This is a genomic window from Flavobacterium sp. FlaQc-52 (assembly GCF_044007495.1).
Taxonomy (GTDB): Bacteria; Bacteroidota; Bacteroidia; order Flavobacteriales; family Flavobacteriaceae; genus Flavobacterium; species Flavobacterium cupriresistens.
On record NZ_JBIPCV010000001.1, the window covers coordinates 243,213 to 256,475 of the forward strand.

Sequence of the window (13,263 nt, forward strand, 5' to 3'; positions counted from 1 at the left end):
TTTTAAGTTTTTTTTTACAAAAGCACTATTAAGGTTTCAATTTATAGCTGCAAATTAGATTTTTATTGCTGTATTGTATCGTTTAACAGCAGTTTATCTCCCACTTTCTTTTCTTTCCATTTACTCAGAAAAACGATGTTTTCAATATTAGAGTTGCTCTCCTAACTTGTAAATGTAAAAACGATCCGTCTGAAAGTGTATTCCGGATTACTCAGTTTTTTCAAATAAAAGAAAAATGGTTTAATTAATTCATAAGTAAATTAATCAAACCATTCTTTATTATCTTAAAATTGTATTCTTTTATTTTTTACAGAATATCAATATCTCCTTTTCCTTCTCTGATAATTACAGGCTCATGTTCAGATAAATCTATAATTGTTGAACCAACGTTATCTCCATAACCTCCGTCAATAACAAGATCTACCAGGTTTTGCCATTTTTCAAAAATGAGTTCAGGATCTGTTGTATATTCAATTACATCATCCTCATCACGTATTGAAGTAGAAACAATTGGGTTTCCTAACTGTCTTACTATTTCTAAAACAATATTATTATCCGGCACACGAATACCGACAGTGGTTTTCTTCTTAAATTCTTTTGGCAAATTGTTATTTCCCGGCAAAATAAAAGTATAAGGCCCAGGCAACGCCCGTTTTAGGATTTTAAACGTTGATGTATCAATTTGTCTCACATAATCGGATAAATTGCTTAAATCATGACAAATGAAGGAGAAGTTTGCTTTCTCCAGCTTTACGCCTTTTATTTTTGCAATTTTTTCCAACGCACGGGAATTGGTAATATCACAACCCAATCCGTACACCGTATCTGTTGGATAGATTACCAGACCACCATTCTGAAGTACTTTTACCACTTTGGCTATTGCAGCTTCACTTGGTTTATCGGGGTATATTTTTATAAATTCTGCCATGAGTTTTTTTTGTTTACAGTTTCTGGTTTTACGTTTAAAGTTTCAGGTTTAAAGTTTCACGTTTTACGTTTAAGGACTTGTGATGAGAACTTGAAACTTTAAACCTGAAACTTAAAACAAATTCCTCGTTATCCTACCACGTCTAATTTAGCAAATCGAAGTAATAATTTCTTGAGTCCGCCTACTTCAAATTTAATTTCGGCTTTTTTGTCGGGGCCAACTCCTTCCAAATTGACTACCTCTCCTCTACCAAAACGTTCGTGCATTACTACATTTCCGATTGTCAATTTATTATCAAATAAATTCGGAGCGCTACTGTTTGGATTCGTTCCTGCGACTGGTTTCAACTTGCGGACATTAGAATCCGGTCTTGGCTCATTATTGGTATGCTGTTTTGGAGGAGTACTTCCAATCGGTTTTGCCAGTCGTAATTTTGATTTGTCAATATCTCCAAAAATATCACCGTCAATCGGGGATTTGTATCTGTAATTCGTTTCTGCCGGAGTTAAATATTCGAGGTATTGCCCATCAATTTCTTCAATAAATCGGGAAGGCTCACTATCGGTAAGTTTTCCCCAGCGGTAACGCGATTGTGCATACGTTAAGTACGCCTGATGCTCGGCACGTGTCAGGGCTACGTAAAACAAACGTCGCTCTTCTTCCAGTTCGCTTCGGGTACTCATACTCATGGCACTCGGAAACAAATCTTCTTCCATTCCGACTGCAAAAACATGAGGGAATTCCAGTCCTTTTGCTAAGTGAATGGTCATTAAAGCGACACGATCTTCATCGGTTGTATCGTTGTCTAAGTCGGTAGCAAGGGCAACATCCTGCATAAATTCAGACAAAGCACCTCTTGCACCGTCAATTTCTCTCTGGCCTTCGGTGAAGTCTTTTATACCATTTAAAAGTTCTTCGATATTTTGAACTTTAGCCATTCCTTCCGGAGTAGCATCTTTTTTAAGCTCTTGTACTAAACCTGTTTTTTTGGCTACGTGGTCTGTAATATAAAAAGCATCCTGATTCTGATCAATAACCTGAAAACTCTGGATCATAGTCACAAAATCCTTCAATTTGTTTTTTGTTCCTGTATTCAGTTTCAAATCAATTTTATCGATGTTTACCATTACTTCCCAAATCGATCTTTTGTAATGATTGGCGGCAATAGTTAATTTTTCGACCGTTGTATCTCCGATTCCACGAGCCGGATAATTGATGACACGAATCAATGCTTCTTCGTCTTTTGGGTTGATAACCAAACGCAAATAACACAAAACGTCTTTGATTTCTTTACGTTGGTAGAACGACAAACCACCATAAATTCGATACGGAATATCACGTTTTCTCAAAGCATCCTCCATAGCACGGGACTGGGCATTGGTACGATACAAAATTGCGAAGGAACCATTATGCAACTGATTTTGCATTTTTTGTTCGAAAATTGTACTCGCCACAAAACGACCTTCCTCGGCATCGGTTAAACTTCGGTGTACTTTGATTTTTGGTCCGAAATCATTTGCGGTCCAAACAATTTTATCCAGTTTCGTTTTATTCTTATCGATAATGGTATTGGCCGCTTCTACAATATTTCGGGTAGAACGGTAGTTTTGTTCCAATCGGAACATTTTTACCCCTTCATAATCCTTCTGGAAATTCAGAATGTTATTGATATTCGCTCCACGGAAAGCATAAATACTTTGCGCATCATCACCTACCACACAAATATTTTGAAATTTATCTGATAATGCTCTTACAATCAAATATTGAGAGTGATTGGTATCCTGGTACTCATCAACCAAAATGTATCTAAAACGGTTTTGGTATTTTGATAAAACCTCCGGAAAACGGGTTAACAATTCGTTGGTTTTCAACAACAAATCATCAAAGTCCATTGCTCCGGCTTTGAAACATCTTTCTACATATTGCTGGTAAATCTCTCCTAACCTTGGTCTTTTGGCCATAGCGTCGGCTTCTTGCAACTCAGGATCATTGAAGTAGGCTTTTACCGTAATTAAACTGTTTTTATAATTTGAAATTCGGCCTAGAATCTGTTTTGGTTTATAGACATCGCGATCCAATTGCATTTCTTTAATAATCGAAGAAATCAACCTTGCAGAATCCTGCGAGTCATAAATCGTAAAATTTGAAGGGTATCCCAAATGGTCTGATTCGGCACGAAGGATACGGGCAAAAATAGAGTGAAATGTCCCCATCCAAAGGTTCTTTGCCTCAGCAGATCCGACGATATCAGAGATCCTGTGTTTCATTTCACGAGCTGCTTTGTTCGTAAAAGTCAACGACAATATATTAAAAGCATCAACACCCTGATGCATCAGATAAGCAATTCTAATGGTAAGAACACGGGTTTTTCCTGAACCTGCACCAGCAATAATAATCATTGGCCCGTCTTTTTGTAAAACGGGTTCTCTTTGCGCTTCGTTTAGCTGGTCAATATAATTTTGCATGAAATTTTTCTATTTAGGCAAAAATAAGAATTCTAGTTTTAATAAGCTAGTAAGTTTCTGAGGTTCTAAACAATAAAACGTGCTTATTTTATATTCTCTTTTGAAGTAAAAGACGCTCTAAACAGAAGATCTTGACTTTTTCTAAAAAGGTTGTGAGAAATGTTAAAATTTCAGGCAAAATAACAGGATTTATTTGAATAAAATTTTACTTTTATCCTAACTATAAAAAACTGTCTATGAAGAAATTTTACCTACTATTACTTTTATTTTTAAGTTTAAAACTACTGGCTCAGAACCCGGGACTAGATCCTACTTTTAACCCCAAAGATGATGGAGTTTATCAGCAAAAAATTGGATCCGGTGCGGTTCTGCTTCCAAACAATAAAATACTAAGCGTCTATAAAAATGGACAGGTTGAATGTAATGTATTGCTTTTGAATCCGGATGGAAGCCGGGACAATACTTTTAATACGACAGCTTCTTTTTCATCAAAAGACATTCGGATATTTGCTAAATCAGATGGTGCTTTTCTAACGCTTGATTACAGCGGTAAGTTAAAAGCCTTTCATGCAGATGGAACGGTTAACGCAGGTTTTACTATTACAACTATAAAAAACACCAATACCGATACTTATAGAATCAATGATATCATTTATCAAGAGGATGGGAAAATCATTCTCTACGGTGCGTTTGATACTTTGAATGACGTTTATGCGGTAGGTTTTGTGCGCTTAAATGCGGACGGAAGTCTTGATCCTACTTTTAAATGGAAATCTGCCGGTAAAAAAATAGTGATCCAGAATGATGGAAATTATGTGGCTGTAGGCGGAACAAGACCATCACGATATTTTGCTGATGGGAAAATGGATTCAAGCTTTAAAATAATTGCTACTATCGATCCTGTGCAAAAATTTGTGACGAATGGCTTTGAAACGGCAGATAATAGTACTATCGATGACATAGCCGTGCAGCCTGATGGAAAAGTAATAGCAGTTGGATGTAATTATGTCGAGAACGGCAGAACCATTTCTTACTCTATTGTTAGGCTAAATGCAAATGGGACAAGAGATACGGGATTTAAATTATTTACAGACAGAGAGCAAAGAATAAGAAAAGTTTATATACAAAAAGACAATAAAATCATCCTTAATATTGACTATTATAAATTTATCCGATTAAATCCTGATGGATCAACAGATCCCACTTTTAAATACACCAATACAGTAGGTTTCCTAAACGAAGGAGTTTTGCACTTTCAAGGGGATAAAATAATTATCAGTGCTCGTTTTAAAGACAGTCAAGGAATTACAAGAGCTGATATACATCGAATAAATGTTGATGGAAGTCTTGATTTGACTTTTAATCCGCATTCAGGTCCTAATTTATTTTTTAATGAAACGTCTCCTTTTTTATCGAAAGTACTATTAGATCAAAAGGTTTTATTGGTTGGGAATTTTACAACCTACAATGATATCCCGGTGAGAAATATATGCCGACTCAATCAAAATGGTACCTACGATCCAAGTTTTAAGCTGGATCCAAAGATTCGAATATTAGCGGATACAGATAGTTCATATCGCATTTTGGAGCAGAAAGACGGAAAAATTATATTGGTTCATAATGGTACGCTGTTGATAGATGGTCGTGCAACCTCTATTATTAGATTAAAACCTGATGGTACTATTGATCCTACTTTTAACATAGATCAGTATGTGTCCTACAACCCTTCTGATATCCAGCTTTTAAATAATGGCAAAATTCTAATGATAGGTGAAAATGGTGTTTTTATTAACACGGGAGGAAGTTATTATTCCTTTAATATCATTCAACTTAATTCAGATGGTTCACTTGATAATGGTTACAAAAGTGTTCAATACAAAAAGCCATTTAGAATAGCTCCTTTGTCCGATAATAAAGTTTTAGTTTCCTTTCTGGATTACAATCCCAATTATACCTATTATCCGGTTTTAAAATTAAATGAAGACGGTACGAAAGACAGTTCTTTCAAATCCGGAATTTATCCTTATTCCAAAATAAAAGAATTACATGATGGTAAACTATTAATTACCTACTACGATCGATATCGTACTGGTCCCAATGGTGAAGATCTTTATTTGACAAGAGTGAATTCTGATGGTTTGGCTGATCCTACCTTTAGCACTTATTCTTTTGCTTCAAGTAAAGTTAATCGTTCTGATTTTTATGAAAATGGAGAGATTAATCTATTCTTAGCTACTAACGCTACTGACTCAACAAAAAAAGTAACGCTTAGTTCGGATGGAAAATTAGCAAACAGTACGACCTATAATACCTCTAAAGAGTTTGCGATTCAAAACTGTGAAGATCTGCTTTTTTACGGGTATTTTGATAAACTTGATGGCGTTAACAAAAGTGGTATCGTTCGCTACAAGACGTCCAACAGTACTTCAAGTTCAAATCCAGCTGGCGAAATTTATCAGCCTTTCACAAACGGACAGACTTTGGCGGATCTTAAAGTGGATGGAACAGCTTTAAAATGGTACACTTTGCAAAGCAATTGCGGTATCAATAACAATACAACAAACAAAAGTGTCGCAGATACTGAAACTTTGTTGCCTTCTACAACACTTTTGGTCAACGGAACAACCTATTATGCGTCACAAAGTATAAATGGTACAGAAAGCAGCTATAGATTACCGGTAACCGTATATTCTGCTACACTTGGAGTAAAAGAAAACAATTTGCCTAATTTGGTGACTTATCCAAATCCAGTAAAAGAATATTATACCATCTCTAATCGTGAGGATATTACTGAAGTTCAAGTTTACAATATCCTAGGACAACTTCAATTTAGTCGTACTTATAACAAAAACAGTGTAGAAATTGATTTTACAGCTTTAAAATCAGGGCTGTATTTTGTGAAGGTATATTCGGAGGGTAAAAGTGATACTTTGAAGGTTATTAAAAATTAAGCGTTGTTTGATTTGAAAATTTTATAAGCTGCTAAGATTCTATTTTTCTTGAGTCTTAGCAGTTTTTTTTTAAAGATAAAGGTTACTGAAAAATGCTGCAAATTATTCGTACAAAACGTATGTTTTCTTTAAATTAAAGACTTAATTTGTGAAAAAAAAATAAGTTAATATTTATGAATAAACTTTACGCATTTTTACTTTTATTAAGCTTTAAAATATTTGCACAGACGCCAGAGGTCGACAATAGTTTTAATATCAAAGAAACTGGAGCATATCAACAAGATATCGGAAGAGATGGAATTGTATTAACAAACAATAAAATACTGACAGTTTTTGAGCACCATTACGCCTTTAAACCATTGTTATTAAATTCAGATGGAAGTCTTGATGCTACTTTTAATGGCCCAGGTCTTACACCTGGAAAAATTCAAATCTATGCTAAATCAGATGGTAATTTTTTGACTCTTTCCGCTGATCTTAAATTGCAAGCATTTAATGCAAATGGAACTATCAATACCAATTTCACAGCACCTGCCATAACTACCCTTCCTGGTAATGATTTAAAAGTAAAGGATATAATTTATCAAAATGATGGAAAAATAATCATAATAGGAAGTTTTAAATTTATTAATGATTCATATCGTGGAAATTGCGCACGATTAAATGCAGACGGAAGTCTTGATACTACTTTTAAATTGGATTATGCGGCAACATTTGATGCTGTAACAATGCAAAAAGATGGAAAATACATTCTTAGTGGAAATTTTAGCTCTAAACTGGCTCGATTCGATAGCAATGGTAAACTTGATGCTACTTTTAAGGTAAATACCACTATTGACTCGAAATCGCAAATTGTAATTAATGGCTTTGACAATAGTAATACTTCTATCATTAATGACGTAATCATTCAGCCTGATGGAAGAATAATTGCTGTAGGATGTAATTTTATAGCTGATAGTAAAACTCTTTCTTATTATATTGTAAGATTAAATTCCGATGGAACCTATGATAATACTTTTAAGTCTTTAGATAGTGAAAATACTAGCGTAAACAGGGCTTACTTTCAAAATGACGGTAAAATTATAGTGAATGTTAATAATAATTCAATTATCCGATTAAATAGTGATGGTACCGTGGACAGTACTTTTAAATATTCGAATACATTGGCTGTAACTAGTGAGGCAACAGTATATTTTCAAGAAGATAAAATTATTATTAGTGCAAATTTTAGAGATGATCGAGGTATAACCAGAGCTGGTATTCATAGAATTAATAGGGACGGAAGTCTTGATTTGACATTTAATCCACATTCTGGGTTTAATGTCAATTTCAATCCTGCAAACGATTTCTACACACATCCTACTCAAATAAAGGTATTAGCAAACCAAAAAATACTTTACGTTGGAAATTTCACCTCTTATAATGATAATGCTTTTAAAGACATCTGCAGAATTACTCAAAATGGTGAATTTGACAACACTTTTAAACTAGATCCATTAGTAGCAAAAAATACAAATGCTATTGATAATTATACCATTTTAGAGCAAAAAGACGGGAAAGTTATATTATTAAATAACGATGCTTTTTTGGTAAATGGTGTTGCTAAAAATATGCTTAGATTAAACAGGGACGGAAGTTTAGATCAAAGCTTTGATTTTGATTCAAAAGGTGGTTATGTCACTGCTGTTAAGCTCTTGGATAATGGAAAAATTTTAATTATAGGCTTAAATGGAGAAGGACTTTTTGCTAATAGAGATGTGAACAATGAAGATAAAAAAACATATAATCTTATTCAACTTAACCCAAATGGCTCTGTTGATATTAATTTCAAGGCAACTTTTAACCACATACCGTGGCATTTATTTACACTCTCTGACAATAAAATATTACTTTCTTTCCAAAAGGGCAATTCTGTAGATCCGTATTCTGCCGTCTTAAAATTAAACCAAGATGGTTCGATCGATCCTAGCTTTAAATCAGGCAACGAATATTTTAGAAACGTAAAAGAATTAAGTAATGGTAAGTTACTCGTTGGGATAAATAGAAGTTTGATAAGAATAAACCCGGATGGATCTACTGATACTTCGTTTACTCCGTACTCAATCGATCTAAGTAAGTTGTCTGATTATTATTATTTTAATGAAAATGGAGACATCAATCTCTTCGTATTTAGGGATACAACAAATAAATTGACTCTTGATTCAGAAGGAAAATTAGTAAACACAACAATTTACTATGCTTCTGCTAAATTTGAAATTCAAAATTGTCAAGATTTGGTGTTTTATGGTTATTTTAGTCAAATGCGTGGTAAATTTAAAAATGGTATTGCTCGTTTTAAATCACCTAACGTATCTTCTAATCCAAATCCTTTAGGTGAGACTTTTCAGTCATTCACAAATGGACAGACTTTGGCGGATCTTAAAGTTGAAGGAACAGCTATAAAATGGTATAGTTCACAAAGCAATTGCGCAATAAATAACAAAACAACAAACAAAAGTGCTGCAGATACTGAAACTTTGTTGCCTTCTACAACACTTTTGGTTAACGGAACAACCTATTATGCATCACAAAGTATAAATGGTGTAGAAAGCAGCTATAGACTACCGGTAACCGTATATTCTGCTACACTTGGAGTAAAAGAAAACAATCTGCCTAATTTGGTGACTTATCCAAATCCGGTAAAAGAATATTATACCATTTCCAATCGTGAGGATATTACCGAAGTTCAGGTTTACAATATCCTGGGGCAACTTCAATTTAATCGTACTTATAACAAAAACAGTGTAGAAATTGATTTTACAGCTTTAAAATCAGGTCTGTATTTTGTGAAGGTATATTCGGAGGGTAAAAGTGATACTCTGAAGGTTATTAAAAATTAGAATACCACTTTTTTAAAGTTATTAAAGTACAAAGGCTCTAAGTTTCTAAGTTTTTCTTCAAAAGAAATCTCAGAAACTTAGAGCCTTATTATCTTAGTCTCTTTACTTATAAAATACGTCGTAGGCAAAACGAATCAAAGTACCAATTACCACCACCAGGAAGAAGATCCTTATAAATCCGTTTCCTTTATTGATGGCCAGTTTAGCGCCAACCCATCCTCCTATTCCATTACAAATAGCCATCGGAATGGCGATTGTCCAGATGATTTTTCCTTTTATCATAAACAGGCAAATCGAACCAAAATTGGTTGCCAGATTGACCATTTTTGCATTCGCGGAAGCGTGCAGAAAATCGAAACCTAAAAGTGCTATAAAAGCCACAACCAGAAAACTTCCTGTTCCCGGCCCGATAAAGCCGTCGTAGAATCCAATAATTATACTTATTACAACAGCATATAATATCTGAGTTGTTGCTGAATGGTCTTTGGCAACCTGCTGTCCGAAGTTTTTCTTTACATAGGTATAAATAAACAACAAAGACAAAACAACCAATAATAGCGGTTTCATAAAATCATTACTGACAAGCGTTAGAATAGTCGAACCTAAAAAAGCTGATGGGACTGCCAGCCCCATCATAATCAGTAATAATCGCCACTGAATTACGACATTTTTTAAGTATTGAAAAGCGGCTACCGCAGTTCCGCTAAAAGCTGGAATTTTTAAAGTTCCGATCACGGTAGAAACAGGTAAATTGGGTAACAAAATTAAGCCCATTGGTGTTTGAATCAGCCCTCCTCCTCCAACTATGGCATCAATAAATCCTGCAGCAAAGGCAGCTAAACAAAGTAAAATAATTAAGTAGGATTCCATTTTGGTTGGGTATCAGCAGGTTTAATAAATCGGGAACAAAAGTAACCTTCCATTTTGTTTATTACAATAATTTTAAAGTGGATTTCTCCTCAAAAAGTATATTTTTGTTGAAAAATTACGAAAATGGATTTTACACGAATTATAGAATTAGCCAGTTATACTTTACCAGCTATCGTTACCGGATTTGTAGCCTACAGTTTTTTTGAATTACATATTAAAAACAACGATAGAAAACGTGCTTTTCTATTAAACAAACAGGCTCATAAAGAATCCTTACCAATACGTTTACAGGCATACGAGCGTATGACTTTGTACTTAGAACGTATTAATCTGACTAAGTTATTGATTAGAATTGCTCCTATTTCTAACGAAAAACACGATTATGAGAATTTTGTAATTGATCAGATCGAACAGGAATTTGAACACAATCTGACGCAACAGATTTATATGTCTGACGAATGCTGGACTATTATTACCACTGCGAAAAACTCAACGATACAAATTATTCGTAAAGCCGCAATGAGCGACCGTGTTGAGAATGCTGATAAATTACGTGAAGTAATTCTGAACGATTTATTAGAAAAACAGTCTCCAAGTAACGCAGCTTTGGGTTACATAAAAAATGAGGTTGCCGAAATGTGGTAAACCAATTACTTTGAAAGATTGATGCTTGGTCAATCTTTCATTTTTTTCTCTCTTTCTTCTTTATTGTCTGAAATCGTTGTTTTTTTGCCACGAATTTCACGAATCTTCTCGAATTATTCTTTTGCCACAGATTAAAAAGATTTGCACTGATTTTTTTCACGCAGATCTAGCAGATTATAGCAGAAACACTGCGGCGAAAATCCGTTTAATCCGCTGGATCTGCGTGCTTTTTTTTTCCATTTGAATGTCATTTCACAAAAGTTCACGAATTGTTCTTTTGCCACAGATTAAAAAGATTTGCACTGATTTTTTTTTCACGCAGATTTGGCAGATTATAGCAGAAACACTGCTGCGAGAATCCGCTAGATCTGCGTGCTGTTTTTTTATTTCCTATTTGCACTGATTATGGATCAAACCCAAAATCTGTGGAGCGGTAACAAAAATGAGTATTTAAATTTAGTTTGTCTACTCCACCTTATTTTGCACAATACCCTTGGTTTGTCCTTTCGACGAAGGAGAAATCACACTAGGAATTTCGCAAAGAAAAGCTCTAATCTTTGTCGAATATTGGATGTAATTTCTTCTTCGTCGAAAGGACAGGACTATAGAAAAAAAAGGCATATTACTTCAATAACTACATCACGATAAATCACAAATAATCACTTAGACGACCTGTTTTAAATAGTTGATTTTTAATTACTTATATGTGTTTATTGCCGTGAAATAGTTTTTTTATGTCTATTTTTTCTGCTTTCATGACAAAAATTCTCCCTCTTCATGTCATTTCTTCCTTTATAGGTTTACATCCCCAGTAATTTTATTCCTTAATAACAGCTGAAAAGCATGCGTCAATTGTTATTTATCTTATTATCAGAATATTATATGACAATAAAAACCATCATGTGTTTACATGCTAAAGAGAAAAAGTTATAGTCCATATTTATTTCAAACAATAAGCAAATCAACCAAAAAACAGGGAAGGAAGCCGAAAAACCCTAAAAAAGAGTAGGTAACAAATCAACCAATAAGTTATGACTAAAATTTCTAACGTAGAAAACGGGGCTGTGTACGAAGGGTACGACAGCCTTGCTGCCTCACAGTGGTGTACCCCATCATTTCTGGGATGTAGCGCGTGTGTCTCTGCCAGTGCTGTTAAAGGTCAGGTTACGATCACAATAGAATTAAGAACTCCTTTCGGAAATGTATCTAAAAGCTTTAGTTTTAATAGTAATGTAAGTTTTACATGGCAGCCTTTTAGTAAATTCAAAGTTACCATAAGCATCGCAAACTTCAATGAAGCCGGCGGTGTTTTTAGTTTTGATTTGGCTCTGAATCCTTGCATCGACATTCCGTTTTATGGATGGAAATGCTTTAATTTCAGCCACACATTCTCTGTGCCGTTATTAGTAGCAGGTATCGAAAGTGATATTGACGATTCTCATTTTACAAGTTTGTTAACGTTACACGCCAGTGGTGCTTTAGATGCTGGATGTCACTGCGACGATACGGCTACTCCGTTGTTGAAAGGTGATATTTACAACAACTATCTGAGCAGCCAGGCCGCTTTTCCAACCATACCGGTTACGAAATGCTTTCCGATACCAACTGTACAATGCATTCCAACTATTACATCATGTGTAACAGGCATATCTCCTATTTGTCTTACACAGCAAGATACTGGTGCAAATGCAGCTGCAATACCTACACTACCGGTAAATCAATGTATCCCTACAGTGTCTTGTATTCCTACTGTATCTTGCATCCCAACGGTATCGTGTACCGGAATCCCGTTTATTTGTAATGGTGTCGCTGCTCAAGCTGGAAATACTGCCAATGCGGAAGCCAGAACATTAGTTTGTTTTCCAACATATCCTCCGGTATGCAGACAACTAAGTGCTACTGATGCAAATGCTGCTGCAATACCAACATTACCTGTAAGTCAATGTATTCCTACAGCATCTTGTATTCCTACTGTGTCTTGCATTCCAACAATATCATGCACAGGAATACCTTTTATCTGTAATGATGCTGTTCAAAGTACTGGCGGTGTAAATGCGGGACCACCACATACTGTATTGTGTTTTCCAACATTGCCAATGGCATGTAGACCAACAGGGGCTGTTGCTGATGCAGCTGCAATTCCAACATTGCCGGTAAATCAATGTATACCTACGGTATCTTGTATTCCGACAGTGTCTTGTATCCCAACGGTATCGTGCACTGGAATCCCATTTATTTGTAATGGTGTTGCTGCTCAAGCGGGAAGTACACAACAAAGTACTTATACACTTATTTGTGCCCCAACTAATCCTATAGTATGCAGACATTTAGGCGCTGACTATCAGGGTAATGCTGCTGCAATACCGACATTACCGGTAAATCAGTGTGTGCCTACTGTATCGTGTGTTCCAACCTTGTCTTGTATCCCAACGGCATCGTGCACCGGAATACCTTTTATTTGTTAATACTATTTAATTTTAAAAATCGCAGGGTCTAAACAATCCTGCGATTGTTTTTTAATCCTT

General features: G+C 35.0%; 7 protein-coding genes. 4 read left to right on the forward strand and 3 right to left on the reverse strand.

Annotated features, from left to right (window positions below):
• Nucleotides 1–307: 307 nt before the first annotated feature.
• Together ACHRV5_RS01100 and ACHRV5_RS01105 are read right to left on the reverse strand one after the other, a co-directional pair.
• Nucleotides 308–928: an L-threonylcarbamoyladenylate synthase gene (locus tag ACHRV5_RS01100; protein WP_047775227.1), complete on the reverse strand. Its 621-nt coding sequence runs from the start codon at nt 926–928 to the stop codon at nt 308–310.
• 128 nt (nt 929–1,056) lie between these two features.
• Nucleotides 1,057–3,393, reverse strand: coding sequence for an ATP-dependent helicase (locus ACHRV5_RS01105; protein WP_047775228.1), 2,337 nt, complete (start codon nt 3,391–3,393; stop codon nt 1,057–1,059).
• A gap of 236 nt (nt 3,394–3,629) precedes the next feature.
• On the opposite strand from ACHRV5_RS01105, the gene ACHRV5_RS01110 reads away from it, so the two are divergent.
• Together ACHRV5_RS01110 and ACHRV5_RS01115 are read left to right on the forward strand one after the other, a co-directional pair.
• Nucleotides 3,630–6,344 carry a T9SS type A sorting domain-containing protein gene (locus ACHRV5_RS01110; protein WP_395425438.1) on the forward strand — a complete coding sequence of 905 codons (2,715 nt, stop codon included), beginning with the start codon at nt 3,630–3,632 and terminating at the stop codon, nt 6,342–6,344.
• Nucleotides 6,345–6,517: 173 nt separating this feature from the next.
• Nucleotides 6,518–9,223, forward strand: a complete 2,706-nt coding sequence (locus ACHRV5_RS01115) for a T9SS type A sorting domain-containing protein (protein ID WP_395425439.1) — start codon at nt 6,518–6,520, stop codon at nt 9,221–9,223.
• A gap of 102 nt (nt 9,224–9,325) precedes the next feature.
• Here the strand turns inward: ACHRV5_RS01115 and ACHRV5_RS01120 are convergent, their stop codons facing one another.
• Complete coding sequence (locus ACHRV5_RS01120) at nt 9,326–10,093, reverse strand: TSUP family transporter (RefSeq protein WP_047775232.1); 768 nt, start codon at nt 10,091–10,093, stop codon at nt 9,326–9,328.
• A gap of 123 nt (nt 10,094–10,216) precedes the next feature.
• Here ACHRV5_RS01120 and ACHRV5_RS01125 point away from each other — a divergent pair, with 123 nt between their 5' ends.
• Both ACHRV5_RS01125 and ACHRV5_RS01130 read left to right on the forward strand, forming a co-directional pair.
• Complete coding sequence (locus tag ACHRV5_RS01125; protein ID WP_047775235.1) at nt 10,217–10,738, forward strand: hypothetical protein; 522 nt, start codon at nt 10,217–10,219, stop codon at nt 10,736–10,738.
• A 1,031-nt stretch (nt 10,739–11,769) separates the two neighbouring features.
• Nucleotides 11,770–13,203 (forward strand): hypothetical protein, encoded by a 1,434-nt coding sequence (locus ACHRV5_RS01130; protein WP_395425440.1) that lies wholly within the window; start codon nt 11,770–11,772, stop codon nt 13,201–13,203.
• Nucleotides 13,204–13,263 lie beyond the last annotated feature (60 nt).

Excerpts from the sequence above, each read along its gene's own strand:
- ACHRV5_RS01100 (WP_047775227.1), bottom strand. The coding sequence starts at position 928 with ATGGCAGAATTTATAAAAATATACCCCGATAAACCAAGTGAAGCTGCA.
- ACHRV5_RS01105 (WP_047775228.1), bottom strand. The coding sequence starts at position 3,393 with ATGCAAAATTATATTGACCAGCTAAACGAAGCGCAAAGAGAACCCGTT.
- ACHRV5_RS01110 (WP_395425438.1), top strand. The coding sequence starts at position 3,630 with ATGAAGAAATTTTACCTACTATTACTTTTATTTTTAAGTTTAAAACTA.
- ACHRV5_RS01115 (WP_395425439.1), top strand. The coding sequence starts at position 6,518 with ATGAATAAACTTTACGCATTTTTACTTTTATTAAGCTTTAAAATATTT.
- ACHRV5_RS01120 (WP_047775232.1), bottom strand. The coding sequence starts at position 10,093 with ATGGAATCCTACTTAATTATTTTACTTTGTTTAGCTGCCTTTGCTGCA.
- ACHRV5_RS01125 (WP_047775235.1), top strand. The coding sequence starts at position 10,217 with ATGGATTTTACACGAATTATAGAATTAGCCAGTTATACTTTACCAGCT.
- ACHRV5_RS01130 (WP_395425440.1), top strand. The coding sequence starts at position 11,770 with ATGACTAAAATTTCTAACGTAGAAAACGGGGCTGTGTACGAAGGGTAC.